Origin of the sequence: Lysobacter sp. K5869, from assembly GCF_018847975.1 — a bacterium.
In the GTDB taxonomy this organism is placed as follows: domain Bacteria; phylum Pseudomonadota; class Gammaproteobacteria; order Xanthomonadales; family Xanthomonadaceae; genus Lysobacter.
The window spans coordinates 2,028,022-2,044,459 of record NZ_CP072597.1; the positions used below are offsets into that span (position 1 = coordinate 2,028,022).

Below are 16,438 nucleotides of genomic sequence, written 5' to 3' on the forward strand. Positions count from 1 at the left end.
CGCCATCGCGGCCCCGCCCGGACCGGGCGTCCGGCCCCGAGGCCTTACAATGGCGCCGATGACCGTCCTCGCGCCCGCCCACGCCGTCTCTCCCGCCATCGCCGCGCCGCAGGTGCGCCTGTCGGTGGCGCCGATGATGGATTGGACGGACACCCACTGCCGCGTCTTCCACCGCGCCATCGCCCCGCACGCCCGGCTCTACACCGAGATGGTCCACGCCAACGCGGTCATCCACGGCGACCGCCCGCGGCTGCTGGCGATGGACCCGGTCGAGCACCCGGTGGCGCTGCAGCTCGGCGGCAGCGAGCCGGAACTGCTGGCGCAGGCGGCGCGGATCGGCGCGGACTGGGGCTTCGACGAGATCAACCTCAACTGCGGTTGCCCCTCCGACCGGGTCCAGGCCGGGCGTTTCGGCGCCTGCCTGATGCGCGAGCCGGATCTGGTCGCCGAATCGGTGGCGGCGATGATCGGCGCCTGCGACGTGCCGGTGACGGTCAAATGCCGGCTCGGCGTCGACGACGAGCACCGTTTCGAGGTGTTCCTGGATTTCGTCGACCGGGTCGCCGCGGCCGGCTGCCGCAGCTTCGTCGTGCACGCCCGCAACGCCTGGCTCAAGGGGCTGTCGCCGAAGGAAAACCGCGAAGTGCCGCCGCTGCGCTACGACTGGGCCTACCGGCTCAAGCTGGAGCGGCCGCAGCTGCAGGTGGTGGTCAACGGCGGCATCGCCGATCTGGCCGAGGCCACCGTCCACCTGGATCACGCCGACGGCGCCATGCTCGGCCGCGCCGCGTATCACGACCCGTATCTGCTGCATCGGCTGGATGTGGCCTGGTTCGGCGGCGTCGAACGCAGCCGCGCCGACTTGCTGCGCGGGCTGCGGCCGTACGTGGAAAGCCAGCTCGAACGCGGCGTGTTCCTCAAGCACATCGCCCGTCATCTGCTCGGCCTGTTCCACGGCGAGCGCGGCGGGCGCGCGTTCCGTCAGATCCTCAGCGAGGGCGCGCACCGTCCCGGCGCGGACTGGTCGCTGATCGAGCGCGCGATCGAGGTCACCGAATCCTTCGCCGGGCGCGATGCCGCGTAAGCGCGCGTCCGTCCGCCTGAGCGCGCCCGCCGGCGCCGCGCGCCGCTTCTTCGCCCGCGCGCGGGCGACGACTCTTCATCCGAACGCCCACCGATGATCACCCGCGACCCGACCGCCTTCTTCGATCACGCCCGCACCCTGGCCCCGGATTTCGGCGCCGCCACCGCGCGCGCCGCGTTCCTGGTCGCCCCCGACGGCTTCGCCCGCGCCGAACAGTCGGCCGGCGACAACCGCTACATGGCCGCGGCCGGCGACTTCGATCCCGGCCGCGCCGCCGCCCAACACCGCGCGCTGCACATGGCGCTGTCGCAGACCCTGCCGACGATCTGCTTCGCCGGCGACGCCGACACGCCCGACGCGCTGTTCCCCAACAACGTCTTCGCCACCGCGCGCGCGCCCGGCGCCGCGCCGCGCTACGTGGTCGGGCGCATGCGCCACCCCGTGCGCCAGCGCGAGGCCGAGCGCGCCGACATCCGCCGCTTCTTCGAGCAAGTGCTGGGCTATGAGGAGCGCGACCTGTCGCGCCAGCCGCATCCGTGCGAACTCACCGGCGCGCTGGTGATCGACCGCGCCCGCGGCCTGGGCTACGCCGGTCTGTCGGAGCGCTGCGACGAGCGCGGCGCGGCGCTGATGCACGAAACCTTCGGCCTGCGCGCGACTTTGCTGTTCGACCTCGCCGCGGGCGAATACCACACCAACGTCGTGTTGGCGGTGCTGGCCGGCCGCGCCGCGCTGGTCAGCCCGGCCGGATTCGCCGATCCGGGCGTGGCCGCGGCCATCGCCGATTTCCACGGTTCGCGCGGGATCGTGCTCGACGCCGCCGAGCAGGCCGGCTTCGTCGCCAACGCCATCGCCCTGTCGACGTATACGGTTTGGATGAGCGCCGGCGCCGCGCGCGCGGCCCGTCCGGCCACGCAGCAGGCGCTGGCCGCGGCCGGTTTCGCGGTGGCGACGGTCGAGCTCGACGCGATCGAAGCCGCGGGCGGCTCGCTGCGCTGCTGCGTCGGCGAGGTGTTCTGAGCGCGTCCGGCCGGCGCTAACCCCGGCACGGGCGCGGTGTGACGCGGGTCCGGGCGGACTGAATGCCGTCCCGGCAGCGGCGGAAAAGTTCAGATCGGATTCACCGCTGCGTTCCGAAAATGCCGGCACGTCGCTTATTCGCCACTTCATCGTTCTGCTGGGGGCTCGCCCGAACGCCATGCGCATCCGCTCTGCCCGCATCCCGTCGCTGCTGCTCGTCGCCTCGCTGGCGGCCGGCAACGCCTGGGCGCAGCACGACGACGGCCGCTGGCGCGGGCACGAGCGCCGCGAGGAGCGCAACAGCTCCCTGTCCGACTCGGTACGTCGGTTCGAGCGCGAGAGCGGCGGCGGCCAGGTCTTGAGCGCGGAGCGCGTTCCCTTCGACGGCCGCGACGTCAATCGGGTGAAAGTGGTCGATTCCAGCGGGCGGGTCCGGGTATACATGGACGACCCGCAGCAGCGGGGCGGGCGCCGCGAGGACGACCGCCCTACACGCCGCGACGACAACAATAACGACTAACCTTCGCTCCGACGGTCCGCAAAACGATCCTGTCGGGCCGCAATTTATCAAGGGAGTGCCCATGCGAATTCTGCTGGTCGAAGACGAAGCGCCGCTGCGCGAGACCCTGGCCGCGCGCCTCAAGCGCGAGGGCTTCGCGGTCGATGCCGCGCAAGACGGCGAGGAGGGCCTGTACATGGGCCGCGAAGTGCCGTTCGACCTGGGCATCATCGATCTGGGCCTGCCCAAGATGTCGGGCATGGAACTGATCAAGGCCCTGCGCGACGAGGGCAAGAAATTCCCGGTGCTGATTCTGACCGCCCGTTCGAGCTGGCAGGACAAGGTCGAGGGCCTCAAGCAGGGCGCCGACGATTATCTGGTCAAGCCCTTCCATGTCGAAGAACTGCTGGCCCGCCTCAACGCCCTGGTCCGCCGCGCCGCCGGCTGGAGCAAGCCGACCTTGGAGTGCGGCCCGGTGATGCTGGATCTGGCCGCGCAGACGGTCAGCGTCAACGGCGGCAACGTCGATCTCACCAGCTACGAGTACAAGGTGCTGGAGTATCTGATGATGCACGCCGGCGAGCTGGTCTCGAAGGCCGACCTCACCGAACACATCTATCAGCAGGACTTCGACCGCGACTCCAACGTGCTGGAAGTCTTCATCGGCCGACTGCGCAAGAAGCTCGATCCGGACGGCGCGCTCAAGCCGATCGAAACCGTGCGCGGCCGCGGCTACCGTTTCGCCATCCCCCGCAGCGGCGACTGAGCCGCCGCGCGCGCCGCCCGCGGCGCCCGATCGTCCGCCGATTTGACAGTCCTCGCGCGGCGGCGATCCAATAGGCCGCCGCGTTCGCGGCGGCACGCACTTCCCCCAGTTCGGTCCCAGGAGCAGTTCGGACCCATGCGGCCCGCGTCTTCCATCGCAGCGGGCCGGACGGCCCAGGTGTCGCCATGAGCTGGGGCCAGCCCCGCTCGCTGCGCGCGCGCCAACTGTTGGCCGCCAGTCTCGGCCTGCTCGCATTCCTGGCCCTGGCCGGCGTCGCGCTCGACCGCGCGTTCCTGGAAACCGCCGAAAACAATCTGCGCCAGCGTCTGACCAGCTATGCGCTGGCCTACGCCGCCGACACCGATTTCGGCCGCGGCGGCGAAATCATCCCGCCCTACGATCCGCCGGACCCGCGCTTCGACCGCCCGGGCAGCGGCTTGTACGCCGAAGTGATCCTGCCCAACGGGCACTGGGATTCGATGTCGGCGCAAGGGCCGGTGCTGCCCGACGGCGGCATGCTCAAGGCCGCCGAGGAATCCTTCGAAGGCCCGCTGGCGCTGACCGAGATCAACGGAAAATCCGGCGAAGCCTATCGCTACGGCCGCGGCCTGATCTGGAGCGTCGACGGCGATCCCAAGAGCGAGTTCCAGTACACGATCTACATCCTCGAAGACACCAGCGCGCTGCGCCATCAGGTCGGCGTGTTCCGCCAGGCGCTGTGGCGTTATCTCGGCGGCGCCGGCGTGATCTTGCTGTTGTTGCAGGCGCTGATCATGCAGTGGAGCCTGCGCCCGCTCAATCGCGTGATCGAGGAGCTCAAGCGCGTGCAGCGCGGCGCGGCCTCGCGCATGAGCGAGCGCCACCCGCGCGAACTCGAGCCGCTGACCGAAAGCATCAACGCCTTCATCGAGAGCGAGCGCGAGAACCTCGACCGCCAGCGCAACACCCTGGCCGATCTCGCCCACAGCCTGAAAACGCCGCTGGCGGTGCTGCGCGCGCGCCTGGACGACGACAGCGGCGCGAAGATGGAACCGGAGCTGCGCGAAGACCTCGATCTGCAATTGCGGCGCATGAACGATCTGGTGTCCTACCAGCTCGCGCGCGCCGCGTCCGGCGGCCACGCGCTGTTCGCCGCGCCGGTGGCGATCGAGTCGCACGCCGAAGAGATCGTGCGCGGCCTGGAAAAGGTTTACGCGTCCAAGGGCATCTTGTGCGAGTTCGATCTGGCCGACGGCGTGCAATTCCACGGCGAGCCGGGCGACTTGCAGGAACTGCTCGGCAATCTGCTGGAAAACGCGTTCAAGTGGGCGAATTCGCGGGTCCTGCTGACGGTCAAGCCCGGCGAGACCGCGGCCCAGCGCCGGCCCGGCCTGTTGCTGGCGGTGGACGACGACGGCCCCGGCATTCCGCCGGAGAAGGTCGCCAACATCCTGCAGCGCGGCGTGCGCGGCGACGAGCGCGTGCAAGGCCACGGCATCGGCTTGGCGATCGTGCAGGACTTGGTGCGCGGGTATCGCGGCACGCTCGATGTCACGCCGTCGGAAGAGCTCGGCGGGACGCGGTTCGAGGTGAAGTTGCCGCCGGGGTTGTAATCCGGGCGGGTTGCTTCCGAAACGGTGCGGGCCTCGACGTCGTTGCGGTGGCGCGGTCGCGGCTCGCGCCGCTCCTACCGTCGCGAATGAAACCGGCCGGAGCCCCTGTAGGAGCGGCGCGAGCCGCGACCGCGCCACTGCAGCGACCGCGAACCCCGCGAAGATCCCGGCGCAGCTTCCAGCCTCAAGCGAACGGCGATTCCCCGTACAAACGCCGCAGATGTTCGGCGACCTTCGGCATCGCCTCGCGCAGCGCGTGCGGATCGCTGAAGTGGTACTCGGTCGCGACCGCGAAGAACTCCTCCGGCGCCTCGCCCGCGTACGGATCGATCGAGACCTCGCGCCCGCTGTCCACCTCCTGGACGAAAGCGTCGTACGCGCTCTGGAAATCGCGCGCCCACTCGCGTTGCCACGGCCGCGGCAGCGGCGGGGTGCCGTCGAACTCGCCGTCGAGCGCGTCGAGCTTGTGCGCCATCTCGTGCGCGGCGACGCAGAAGCCCGCGCGCGGGTCCTCGCAATCGGCGGCCACATCGGCCCACGACAGGATCAGCGGCCCGGCGTCCCAGGATTCGCCGATCAGCTCGTCTTCCCATTCGTGCAATACGCCGGCCGCGTCCACGTGGGTGCGGCCGACCCGGAACGCGTCGGGATAGACGATCAACTGCGACCAGCCGCGCAGGCCTTCGGCGCCGAACTCGAGCAGCGGCAGGCAGCACAGCGCGGCCAACTGCGCGCGCTGCAGATCGCCGAGCTCGAACTCGCCGATCGGGCTGATGGTTTTCTCGTGCAGGAAGCGCGCGGCCAGTTCGCGCAGGCGTTCGCGGCGCGTCGCGTCGAGCGCCTGCGCCCAGGGCACCGCGGCGACGGTGTCGCGCCACAAGGCATCGTCTATAGCGGCGGGGCGCCGCAAACGGCGCAAGAACTCGAACAAGGCGGACCCGGCGAAAGGCGGGCTAAGCGTCGCGCGTCAGCGGAACATGCCCGGCAGGAAATTATGCCAGCGCGGCGACTGCAGCCGGTTGCCGCCGTCGGAGTCGCTGTGCACGCTGGGCTTGGCCTTGGTGTCGCGCGCGGTCTGCGGGGCGTTGCCGCCGCGCGACTGCGGCCGCGCCGGGGCGTCCTTGGCCGCGCCGGCATTGCTCGAGCAGGCGTCGTTCGGGCTCAGCTTGCTGACCTCGCGCGCGCTCGCCTGGGTCACGGCCACGCTCGCGGTCAGGAACAGCAGGCACAGGCAGATCCGTAACATGGCGGAATCCTTGGGGGCGGCGCGACCCCTCCCGGGGGCCGTGGCAGTTGCCGACTATAACGCGAAAACCGTACCGAATCCGGCGGCTGGCGGCACAACCCATTGTGCGCCGCAGCAAGCCATGGCACGCATTTGCGCGAGACTCGCATTCATGCCGACGCCCCGCCCGCCGTTGACCGCCCCGGCCCTGCGCCGGGCCCTGATCGCCGGCGCGCGCCGGGTCATCGCCGGGCGCGACGCGCTCAACCGGATCAACGTGTTTCCGGTGGCCGACGGCGACACCGGCAGCAATCTGGCCTATACCCTGGGCAGCCTGCTGAACGGGGCGCTGAGCCGGCGCAGCCGCCACATCGGCGAACTGCTCAAGCAGGTCGGCGACGACGCCATCGACGGCGCCCGTGGCAATTCCGGGGCGATCCTGGCCCAGTTCCTGTTCGGCGTGGCCGAGTACGCGCGCGCCCAGCCCGGGCTGGACGCGGCGACCCTGGCCGCGGCGGTCCGCCACGGCGCCGGCAACGCCCGCGCGGCGTTGGCGCATCCGGTCGAGGGCACCATCCTCAGCGTCATCAACGCCTTCGCCGACGCGCTGGACGAGGCCGCGCGCGCCAGCGTCGACGGCGACCCGCGGCCCGGCTTCGCCCAGGCGCTGGCGCGGGCGCGCAGCGCGTTGGCGCGCACGCCGCTGCAAATGGCCGTGTTGCAGCGCGCCGGCGTGGTCGATGCCGGCGCGCAGGGCTTCGTCGATCTGCTCGAAGGCATCGCCGAATTCGTCGAAGGCGGCCCGCGCGCGCTGCGCATGCGCGCGGCGGCGGCCGCGGCCAACGACGGCTGCGGGCACGACCACGCCGAGGCGGTGCCGGCCGCGCACGATGCGGTCGATCCGCACCGCCGCTGGTGCAGCGAATGCCTGTTGCTCGGCGAAAACCTGCCGCGCGAGGCGCTGCGCGACGCGCTCGAAGCCCTCGGCGCCGATTCGCTGGTGCTGGCCGGCGGCGCCGCGCGCCTGCGCGTGCACGGCCACGTCGGCGCGCCGCAGGCCTTGTTCGACGCCTGCGCGCGGTTCGGTTCGGTCGAAGGCATGAAGGCCGACGACATGCTCGCCCAGCAGCGCAGCATCGAACATGCGCAGGCGTTGGCGATCGTGATCGACAGCGCCGCCGATCTGCCCGAGGAGCTGGCCGAGCGCTACCGCATCCTGCGCGTCCCGGTGCGGGTGTCGGTGGACGGGCGCGATTACCTCGACGGCGCCGGCCTGAGCACGGCCGAGTTCTACCGGCGCATGGCCGCCGCCGGCGAACTGCCGCGCACCAGCCAGCCGCCGCCGGGCGATTTCCGCCGGGTCTTCGATTTCCTGCTCGGCCATCGCGACGAAGTGCTGTACGTCGGCCTGTCGCGCGCGGTCTCGGGCACCTTGCAGGCCGGCGAACAAGCCGCCGCGCGCAGCGACGCGCGGCGGGTGCGGGTGTTCGACACCGCCAACGCCGCCGGCGGGCAGGCGCTGCTGGCGTGGCGCGCGGCCGAGCTGGCCGCCGACGGCATCGCGGTGGAGGCGGTGCTGGCCGAACTGGAGCGGCTCAAGCCGCTGACCACGACCTGGGCGACCGCGCGCGACATCTCGCACGCGGTGCGCGGCGGCCGAATTCCACCGTGGGCCGGGCGGGTGGTGCGCTGGACCGGGCTGACCCCGATCGCGCGGATGGGCGCGGACGGACGCATGGGCGTGCGCGGCGGCGTGTTCGCCCGCGCGAGCGCGCCGGAGGCGTTCGCCCGCTACATCGCCCGGCGCACACCGCGCGGGCAGCGCTGGCGCGCCATCGTCGGCCACTGCGACGCGCGCGGCGACGGCGAGTGCTTGCTGGAAGCGCTGCGGCGCCGGCTCGATCTGGATCAGGCCTTCCTGGTGGAAACCGGGCCGGCGCTGGGCGCGCATGCGGGGCGGGGCGCGTTGCTGGCGTCGCTGCAGCCGGTGCCGGGGGCGGTTTGAACGCCACGGCGCGGGGTTCGGGCGGTTCGCGGGTTCGGCGCGGATCGGCGGCGATCGCGGCGAGAACCTAGCGTCCGAACGCCGTTCGGCGCGGATCGGGCGACGCATCGGCGCGCTGGGCCGCAGCGAAACGCCCGCCGCCTCCCGCATAATCCGCGCCATGCCGCTTTCCGCCTTCGCGCCCGCCTTGGCGCCCGTCTTGTCCGTCGCCGTCCCGGAGCCGCGCTCGCTGGCGCTGCTGGCGGCGGCCTACGCGCTCGGCTCGGTGTCCGGCAGCCTCGCCCTGGGCAAGCTGCGCGGGGTCGATATCCGCACCCAAGGCAGCGGCAACGCCGGCGGCACCAACGCGCTGCGCACGCAGGGCGCGCGCTTCGCGCTCGGCGTGGTCGTCATCGACATCGGCAAGGGCGCGCTGGCCGCGTGGCTGGCGCTGCGCTACGCCCCGGTCGGCGGCGCGTTGTCGGTGACCGCGCACGGGTATCTGGCCGCGTTCGCCGCGGTGCTCGGCCACGTCTGGCCGCTGTGGCACGGCTTTCGCGGCGGCAAGGGCGTGGCGACCTTGGTCGGCGGCCTGCTGGTGCTGTGGCCGTTCGTGGTGCCGGCGCTGTTGCTGGTGTGGGCGGCGACCATCGTGCTGACCGGTTACGTCGGCCTCGCCAGCGTGATCGGCGCGCTGAGCCTGCCGTTGCTGGCCTGGTACACCGACGCCGGCGCGCCGCGGCTGTGGTTCTGCGTCGCCGCGGCGGCGCTGGTGGCGTTCACCCATCGCGGCAATCTGGCGCGCCTGCGCGCCGGCACCGAATCGCGCTTCGCCCGCGCGCGCTTGCTGCACCGCTGGCGCCGGGGCTGATGGACGACCGCGCGCTATTGCAACGCCTGATCGCGGGCCCGGCCACCGGCGACGCGCTTGCCGCCGCGGCGGGGCAGACCCGCGCCGCGGTGTGGAAGCGGATCGAAGCGCTGCGCGAAGCCGGCGTGGCCATCGAAGCCAAGCCCGGGCGCGGCTACGCGCTGTCGCAGCCGCTGGATCTGCTCGACGCCGCGGCCATCGAAACCGCGCTGTCGCCGCCGTCGCGCGCGCGCCTGGATTCGCTGGACGTCGCCTGGAGCATCGATTCGACCAACAGCGAGCTGCTGCGCCGCCCCACGCCCGCGCGCGGCGCGGCGGTGTTGCTGGCCGAACGCCAGACCGGCGGCCGCGGGCGCCGCGGCCGGGTCTGGGCCTCGCCGTTGGCCGCGCATCTGTATCTCTCGCTGGCGCGCTCGTTCGGCGGCGGCTTGGCGCGGCTGGGCGGGTTGAGCCTGGTCGCCGGCATCGCCGCGGCCGAAGCGCTGCACACGCTGGGTTTCCAGGCGGTGCGCTTGAAGTGGCCGAACGATCTGGTCGCGCTCGACGGCGACGGCCTGCGCAAGCTCGGCGGTTTGCTGGTCGAAGGCGGCGGCGAATACGCCGGGCCGGCGCGCGCGGTGATCGGCCTGGGCCTCAACGTGCGCATGCCGGCCGCGGCCGCCGCGCAGATCGATCAGCCGTGGTGCGATCTGGCCGCGCTGGCCGGCGCGCAGCCGCCTGCGCGCAGCGCGGTGGTGGCGGCCTTGCTCGATAGCTTGCTGCCGGCGCTGGACGAATTCGACGCGCAAGGCTTGGCCCCGTTCCTCGACCGCTACGCCGCGTTCGACGCGCTCGCCGGGCAAACCGTCGGCGTGCTCGGCAGCGACGCCGAACACCGCGGCACCGCGCTCGGTCTGGCCGACGACGGCGCCTTGCGCGTGCGCCTGGACGACGGCGAAGAGCGCCGCTTCCACGCCGGCGAAGTCAGCGTGCGCCGCGGAGCGCCGCGATGAGCGCGTGGCTGTTCGATCTGGGCAACACCCGGCTCAAGTGCGCGCCGCTGCGCGCCGACGGCCGTCCCGGCGAGGCGCTGGCCTTGCCGCATCGCGAGGAAGACATCGCCGCCGCGTTGAGCGAGCGGCTGCCGCGCGAACGCATCGACGCGGCGTATCTGGCCAGCGTCGCCCATCCCGCCCAGCGCATGGCGGTGCTGCAGGCGCTGAGCGCGCGCTGCCGCCGCATCTCCATCGCCCGCACCCAGCCGCGTTTCCGCGCGCCGGGCTTCGGCGAGGTGCGCATCGCCTATGCCGAGCCGCGCAAGTTCGGCGTCGACCGTTTCCTCGGCTTGCTCGGCGCGCATGCGCACGCGCGCGGCGCGAGCCTGATCTGCGGAGTCGGCACCGCGCTGACCATCGACCTGCTCGACGCCGACGGCCTGCACCACGGCGGCCTGATCGCGCCGTCGCCGACGCTGATGCGCGAAGCGCTGCACGCGCGCGCGCCGCAACTGCCCGAGCACGGCGGCCGCGCGCTGGATTTCGCCGCCGACACCGAGGACGCGCTGGCCTCAGGCGCCGACGGCGCGGCGATCGCGCTGATCGAACGCAGCCTCGTGCGCGCCGCGCAGCGCCTGGGCGCGACCCCGCGGCTGCTGCTGCACGGCGGCGGCAGCGACGCGCTGATCGCCGCGCTGCCGATGGCGCAGCCCGCGCCCACGCTGGTGCTGGAAGGGCTGGCGATCTGGGCGGCGGTCGAGACTTCGCCCTGACCGCGCAGGCTAGAATCCCCGCATGCTCGTTCGCGCCCTCATCGTCCTGCTGACCGCCCTCAACCTCGGTGTCGCCGCGTGGTGGATCGCGCGCCCCGAACCGCCGCCGCCGGCCGAAGAGACGCTGCCGCTGGGCGTGGCGCGCTTGCAGTTGGTCGACGAAGGCCAGCGCGCCGCGGCGCCGGTCGCCGCGGCGACCGCGCAGGCCGACGCCAAGCCGGGCGAGGGGCTCAAGCTCGCCGAATCGAAGCCGTCCGACGCCAAGTCCGCGGACGCCAAGGCCGCCGAAATCAAACCGGCCGACGCCAAGCCCGCTGAGGTCAGACCCGCCGACGCCAAGCCGGAAACGGTCGCCGCCGCGACGCCGCCGCCCGCGCCGGCGACGCCGCCGCAGTGCTTCAGCGTCGGCCCCTTCGCCGATGCCGCGGCCGCCGACGCGGCGCGCGCCAAGCTGTCGCCGCTGGCGCAGAAGGTCTCCAGCCGCACCTTGTCCGGCGGCGGCAATTCGCGCGGCTGGCGGGTCTATCTGCCGACCGCCAACGCCGAGGCCGCGCAGGCCACCGCGCAGCGCATCCGCGCGGCCGGCTTCAGCGATCTGTTCGTGATGAGCGGCGCCGACGCCAACGCGATCGCGCTGGGCCGCTTCCGCAGCGAGGAGTCCGCGCGCCGCCGCGGCACCGAACTGTCCGCCGCCGGGTTCGCGGTCAAGGTCGAGGCGCTGGGCGAGAGCAACGGCCAAGTGTGGCTGGACGCCGCGACCGCGACCTCCAAGGGCGAAGCGCTGCGCGTCGCCGCCGGCGCGGCGCGCTGGCGCGGCATTTCCTGCGACAAGGTGCGCTGAAGGCGCGCTTCGGCCGCGCTTGTCCGCCGGCCGCGCCGGCGCGATAGAATGGCCCGGCCGGCCCGCGCCGGCCCCGCGTTTTCGCTGCCGCTTTAGCTCAGTTGGTAGAGCACTCGCCTTGTAAGCGAGCGGTCGTCCGTTCGATTCGGACAAGCGGCACCACGTGACCCCGAGAAAGAGCAACCGCCCGGCCAGCTCATCCGAAGGCCGCGCACAATCCGGCCGCGAACGCCAAGCGATTCACGCCAATCGCACCCCGCCGAGAAAACCGGCTCTCGCCCGATCGCAGCGCACACGAATCCACCGCCGTCCAACACCGGCGACGATTCAACCCCACGACATCGACACCGCCACCCCCGCGCTAATGCGCGCGCGTCGCCGCCGTCCTGGCCTGCTCCTGCTGCTGCGCCTGCTGTTGCGTTTCCTGCTGCGCCGGCTGTTGCGCCTGCGCCAACTCCCGCAACCCCGGCCCGTTGCCGGCGACATTCACCGCCGCATGAAACCCCGGCGTAGTCCCCTCGACCCACAACCGCTCGCCGCTGACCCGCGCCGAGGCGATCTGATCCGGCCGCTCGATGCCGGCCGCCTTGGCTGCGTGCAACGCGCGTCCGAGCGTGTCCTCCGACAGATTCGCCGGCGCCTGCTCGCGCAGCCGCTCGAACATCGCCCGATCGTTCGGCGACAGCCGCTCCAGCGCCGAGGGCGCGGGCGGCGCGCCGGCGATGGGAACGTGGGTGTGGTCGTTGGCGCCGTTCTGGGTGTGATCGAAATGATGCGCGGCCGGCGGCGTATGGCCGCTGTCGTAATACGGCTGCGGCGTGCCCGGATTGCGCTGGATGTTGATGCCCTCGCGTTCGAGCAGGTCCTCGCTCAGCCGCAGGCTGGACATGTTGAGGGTCATGCGATGGGCCACGCCCGGATGCGCCAGGGCGTGATCGCGTTCGGCGCCGATCGCGGCTTCGACCGCGTGGGCGCCGTAGTAGTTGGAATAGTCCGAGGAACCGCGTTCGCCGATGCCGAGCGGACGGTCGGCGGCCGGCGCCGGATTCGGTGGCCGGTCGAAATACTGCCGGCCCATCGCGGCGACGTTGTCCGGCGTGGAATTGAGCGAACCGTCGGGATTGAATTGCAGCGGCTGCTTGCCGGCCGGCGCGGGCAGCGCGACCACGGTGTTGGTGGCCGGATCGCGATGGACGAAATCCTGCATGCGCGAATTGCCGGTGTTGAGCATGTCGGTCTGATTGGCGGCCGGATTGGCCTGCTGCAGCCGGCTCAACGCGGCGTTCCAACCGGCGATCTCGGCTTCGGCCTCGTCCTTGCGGCTGGCTTCCAGATACGTGCCGATGGTGGCGGTGTAATCGTGCGTCGCGCCGGGCTGCGCGGCGACCGCGCGGGCGCCGTCGAACAGCGCCTGATTGGCGGCGCGCGAGGTCGGATGGTTGAAGCCGTGCTCGATCTCGTGCCCGAGCACGAAGGTCATGTCCACGGCGTCGTAAGTCGGGCTTTGCAGGCGCGCCGCCGGCAAGCGCATGGTCTTGCCTTCGCCGTCGTAGGTGCCGCCGGCGGCGATGCCGGAAACGAAGCCGAAGTTTTCCAGATGATTGCGGTGCGGCGTCTGGCTGTCGCCGGGGTCGGCCGTGGTCGCGGCCTTTTTCACCTCGCGCGCGAGCACCGGCGAGCCGTTGATGGTGCCTTGCAGGTTGTCGATCATGTCCTGGGTGACCGGCAAGGTCGCCGCGGCGTTGCCCGGATCCTGGAAACGGCTGTTGCCGAAACGCACCGACATTTCCTGCACCTGGACCACGGCGCGCAGATCGGCACTGGAGGTGTTGCCGGTCGCCTGGAAACTCGCCGCGGGCAACGTGATCACGCCGCTGCTGAGGTTGTAGCTGCCGACCAAACTGGGCGGCGTCGTCCCCGCCGCTTGCACGGCGAAGCCGCGCAACTGCCCGGCGGTGGCTTCCTGATTCAAGTCGCGCAGCATGCCCGGGTCGGACCCGAGCGCGTGGCGCAATTGCGCGACTTGTTGCGCGGTGACGCCGGGTTGCTTCTCGAAATTCGAGATCGCCGCGTTGAGGTCGGGATTGGGTTCGATGGGCATGACGAGGCTTCCTTGCTCGGTGGCGCGCTCAGTTGAGCGTGGCGATCGACTTCACGCAGGCCGGCGTTTTCGCGTCGGCCGGACTTTGCGGCCACGGCACCACCGCCACGGTCAGATCGCCCTTGCGGTAGCGCCAATCGATCAATTGGCCGATCTCGCCGTAGTTCGGCGCGTCGCTGAAGCCCAGCGCGCGCAAGCGCTGGTGATAGTCCTGGAAGCTCAGCGCGCAGATCGGCCGCAGGTCGGCGGGCGTTTCGCCGCGATGGCCGAATTCCAGGCCGACGCCGCGCTTGATCGCGCCGGAGTCCTCGACGTAGTGCAGCAGGTAATACCAACCCGCCTGCAAGTCGTGGGTGTAGAACGGGCCGCCTTGGCCGCGCTTGAGCGCGACGCCGGTGGCTTGTTCGACCTTGGCGACGCTGAGCTCGTCGCGGCGCTCCAGGCCGCCGAGCAATTGCAGGAAACGCGCGCCGATCTGCTCGGCGTCGGGAACGCGGTCGGACGGTGCGGACGACTGGGGCATGGCGGCGCTCTCCTTGGCCGGCATCGGTGTCGAAGGGGAGGGCGCGCTCGCGCAAGCGCTCAAGGCGCTGGCGCACAGCGCGGCGAACAGCGCGGCGGATGGGGAATCGGCAAGCCGCACAAGGCCCTCCATGGAATCCTGCTCTGCCGCCATAACTAGCAAACCCCGGCGCGCGCGGGCAACGGAAATCGGCGCGAAATCCGACCGGCGGTCGGTTTTCGCGCGAATCGCGCGGACGAATCGCCGCAAATTGCGCACTCGGCGTGGATAGCCACTCCCGCGGCGGCCCCTTAAAATGGCCGCATCGTCGGCGGCCGCAACGGCCCTGTTGCGGCGATCGCGCGGTGCCGCCGGCACTGGCGCGTTCACCTAACGATGCCGCGCCGTGGATTCATCCGGCGCGGCGATGAGGACATTCGCATGAGTCGTATTTATCCCCCGGTTTCGTTGATCGGCGCGCCCACCGACGTGGGCGCCGGCCATCGCGGCGCGCGCCTGGGGCCGGAAGCGCTGCGCATCGCCGGACTGGGCGAAGCGCTGGCCGCGCGCGGCGTCGACGTGGTCGACCGCGGCAATCTCGACGGCCCGCGCAATCCTTGGCAGAAGCCGGTCGCCGGCTATCGCCATCTGCCCGAAGTGGTGGCGTGGAATCGCGCGGTGATGGACGCGGTCGGCGCGGAGCTGCGCATCGGCCGTTTGCCGATCCTGCTCGGCGGCGATCACTGCCTGGGCTTGGGCTCGATCACCGCGGTCGCGCGCCATTGCCGCGACAACGGCAAGCAACTGCGCGTGCTGTGGCTCGACGCGCACGCCGACTTCAACACCAGCCAGGTGACGCCGTCGGGCAACATCCACGGCATGCCGGTGTCGTGCCTGTGCGGCATCGGCCCGGAAGAGCTGGTCCGCCTGGGCGGCGACGCGCCGGCGATGCGGCCCGACGAGATCCGCCAGATCGGCATCCGTTCGGTCGATCCGGGCGAAAAGCAGCTGATCCAGCAGCACGGCCTGGACGTGTACGACATGCGCTACATCGATGAGATCGGCATGCGCCGGGTCATGGAGGAAGCGCTGGAAGGCCTGGACGAGAACACCCATCTGCACGTCAGCTTCGACGTCGATTTCCTCGACCCGAGCATCGCGCCGGGCGTCGGCACCACGGTGCCGGGCGGTCCGAATTATCGCGAAGCGCAGTTGGTGATGGAGATGATCGCCGACAGCGGGCGGTTGGGTTCGATCGACATCGTCGAGCTCAATCCGATCCTCGACAAGCGCAACCGCACCGCCAAGCTGGCGGTGGATCTGGTCGAGAGCCTGTTCGGCAAATCGACCCTGATGCGCGACTGAGGCGCGGCGATGAATCGCGGCTGACGCGCGCCGTCGCCGCGGTTCGCGCAAGGCCTTGTTTCGCCGCGGCGGCGGCCGGCGCTCCACGCCGGCTTCACGTTCGCTCGCGTTTGATCCCGACCCAGGACGCGCCACGGCGCGGCCGGACGGTATCCACCACGACGACCCGCACGACGAAACGAGGAGATTCCCATGAAGCGTTTGACCGCCCTGTTGCTGCTGGCCCTGTTCTCGATGGGAACCCTGACCGCGTGCAACACCATCGCGGGCGCGGGCAAGGACGTGAAGAAGGCCGGCGAGAAGGTCGAGCAGAAGGCCGAGGACGTGCGCGACGGCAAGTGAGGCGCGCCGGCGTTCGCGCCGATCCGTTCGACACGCGACACGCAGCGAAGGCCGGGGCGACCCGGCCTTCGCTTTTTTGTCGGCCGCGTCGCGGTTCGCGGCTGAAGGATTCACAGCGTTCATCGAGGTCAAGCGCCGGCTAACGTCTTCGTGACCGATCGCGAATGCGCGCGATGCGACGCTGCGGCGGCGATATCGCGACGCGCTTCGTCGCCGAGACGACGCGCCGCGACGCTTCCCCCAACCGAGGAGTCGACCGATGAACAAAGACATCATTGCCGGCAAGTGGACGCAGCTCAAAGGCAAGGCCCAGGCGAAGTGGGGCGACTTGACCGACGACGTGTTCGATGTCGCCGAAGGCAACGCCGAATATCTCGCCGGCAAGCTGCAGGAACGCTACGGCTGGGAGCGCGATCGCGCGGAGAAGGAAGTGCGCGAGTTCGGCAAGACCTTGAACTGATGCGCCGAGCGCGCACGAAGCGAAAAGGCCGGGACGTCC

General features: G+C 71.4%; 17 protein-coding genes and 1 tRNA gene. 14 read left to right on the forward strand and 4 right to left on the reverse strand.

Annotation, left to right across the window (positions count from 1 at the left end):
- Positions 1–58: 58 nt before the first annotated feature.
- From dusA to J5226_RS08730, 5 genes are all read left to right on the forward strand, one after another.
- Entirely contained in the window at positions 59–1,084 is a 1,026-nt protein-coding gene (gene dusA / locus J5226_RS08710; RefSeq protein WP_255323035.1) for a tRNA dihydrouridine(20/20a) synthase DusA, read from the forward strand.
- A gap of 93 nt (positions 1,085–1,177) precedes the next feature.
- Positions 1,178–2,104, forward strand: coding sequence for an arginine deiminase-related protein (locus J5226_RS08715; protein ID WP_215839531.1), 927 nt, complete (start codon positions 1,178–1,180; stop codon positions 2,102–2,104).
- A gap of 178 nt (positions 2,105–2,282) precedes the next feature.
- A complete protein-coding gene (locus J5226_RS08720; protein ID WP_215840572.1) occupies positions 2,283–2,624 on the forward strand; it encodes a hypothetical protein in 342 nt (113 codons plus the stop codon).
- 61 nt (positions 2,625–2,685) lie between these two features.
- Entirely contained in the window at positions 2,686–3,369 is a 684-nt protein-coding gene (locus J5226_RS08725; protein WP_031372686.1) for a response regulator transcription factor, read from the forward strand.
- Between the two features lie 185 nt (positions 3,370–3,554).
- Positions 3,555–4,961 carry a sensor histidine kinase gene (locus J5226_RS08730; protein ID WP_215839532.1) on the forward strand — a complete coding sequence of 469 codons (1,407 nt, stop codon included), beginning with the start codon at positions 3,555–3,557 and terminating at the stop codon, positions 4,959–4,961.
- Positions 4,962–5,145: 184 nt separating this feature from the next.
- On the opposite strand, the gene J5226_RS08735 is transcribed toward J5226_RS08730, so the two are convergent.
- Both J5226_RS08735 and J5226_RS08740 read right to left on the reverse strand, forming a co-directional pair.
- Complete coding sequence (locus tag J5226_RS08735) at positions 5,146–5,892, reverse strand: M90 family metallopeptidase (protein WP_215839533.1); 747 nt, start codon at positions 5,890–5,892, stop codon at positions 5,146–5,148.
- A 36-nt stretch (positions 5,893–5,928) separates the two neighbouring features.
- Positions 5,929–6,207, reverse strand: a complete 279-nt coding sequence (locus J5226_RS08740) for a hypothetical protein (protein ID WP_215839534.1) — start codon at positions 6,205–6,207, stop codon at positions 5,929–5,931.
- Between the two features lie 151 nt (positions 6,208–6,358).
- Between J5226_RS08740 and J5226_RS08745 the strand changes: the two genes are divergently transcribed.
- From J5226_RS08745 to J5226_RS08770, 6 genes are all read left to right on the forward strand, one after another.
- Positions 6,359–8,191, forward strand: coding sequence for a DegV family protein (locus tag J5226_RS08745; protein WP_215839535.1), 1,833 nt, complete (start codon positions 6,359–6,361; stop codon positions 8,189–8,191).
- A gap of 199 nt (positions 8,192–8,390) precedes the next feature.
- Positions 8,391–9,041 carry a glycerol-3-phosphate 1-O-acyltransferase PlsY gene (gene plsY / locus J5226_RS08750; RefSeq protein ID WP_215839536.1) on the forward strand — a complete coding sequence of 217 codons (651 nt, stop codon included), beginning with the start codon at positions 8,391–8,393 and terminating at the stop codon, positions 9,039–9,041.
- Positions 9,041–10,033, forward strand: coding sequence for a bifunctional biotin--[acetyl-CoA-carboxylase] ligase/biotin operon repressor BirA (gene birA / locus J5226_RS08755; RefSeq protein WP_215839537.1), 993 nt, complete (start codon positions 9,041–9,043; stop codon positions 10,031–10,033). Before plsY ends, birA begins: the two co-directional genes overlap by 1 nt.
- On the forward strand, positions 10,030–10,788 hold the full coding sequence (locus J5226_RS08760; RefSeq protein ID WP_215839538.1) for a type III pantothenate kinase: 759 nt from the start codon (positions 10,030–10,032) through the stop codon (positions 10,786–10,788). The genes birA and J5226_RS08760 overlap by 4 nt, the downstream gene beginning before the upstream one ends.
- Positions 10,789–10,810: 22 nt before the next feature.
- On the forward strand, positions 10,811–11,629 hold the full coding sequence (locus J5226_RS08765) for an SPOR domain-containing protein (protein ID WP_215839539.1): 819 nt from the start codon (positions 10,811–10,813) through the stop codon (positions 11,627–11,629).
- A gap of 86 nt (positions 11,630–11,715) precedes the next feature.
- Positions 11,716–11,791, forward strand: a tRNA-Thr gene (locus tag J5226_RS08770).
- A 199-nt stretch (positions 11,792–11,990) separates the two neighbouring features.
- Here J5226_RS08770 and J5226_RS08775 read toward each other — a convergent pair.
- Both J5226_RS08775 and J5226_RS08780 read right to left on the reverse strand, forming a co-directional pair.
- On the reverse strand, positions 11,991–13,730 hold the full coding sequence (locus tag J5226_RS08775) for a hypothetical protein (RefSeq protein WP_215839540.1): 1,740 nt from the start codon (positions 13,728–13,730) through the stop codon (positions 11,991–11,993).
- A gap of 28 nt (positions 13,731–13,758) precedes the next feature.
- A complete protein-coding gene (locus J5226_RS08780; protein WP_215839541.1) occupies positions 13,759–14,253 on the reverse strand; it encodes a hypothetical protein in 495 nt (164 codons plus the stop codon).
- Between the two features lie 420 nt (positions 14,254–14,673).
- Between J5226_RS08780 and rocF the strand changes: the two genes are divergently transcribed.
- The 3 genes from rocF to J5226_RS08795 all read left to right on the forward strand — a co-directional run bounded on the left by rocF (position 14,674) and on the right by J5226_RS08795 (position 16,399).
- Positions 14,674–15,597 carry an arginase gene (gene rocF, locus J5226_RS08785; RefSeq protein ID WP_215839542.1) on the forward strand — a complete coding sequence of 308 codons (924 nt, stop codon included), beginning with the start codon at positions 14,674–14,676 and terminating at the stop codon, positions 15,595–15,597.
- A gap of 192 nt (positions 15,598–15,789) precedes the next feature.
- Positions 15,790–15,939 (forward strand): entericidin A/B family lipoprotein, encoded by a 150-nt coding sequence (locus J5226_RS08790; RefSeq protein ID WP_215839543.1) that lies wholly within the window; start codon positions 15,790–15,792, stop codon positions 15,937–15,939.
- 259 nt (positions 15,940–16,198) lie between these two features.
- The gene (locus tag J5226_RS08795) at positions 16,199–16,399 is read left to right on the forward strand and encodes a CsbD family protein (protein WP_096376803.1); all 201 of its coding nucleotides are present in this window, start codon (positions 16,199–16,201) and stop codon (positions 16,397–16,399) included.
- Positions 16,400–16,438 lie beyond the last annotated feature (39 nt).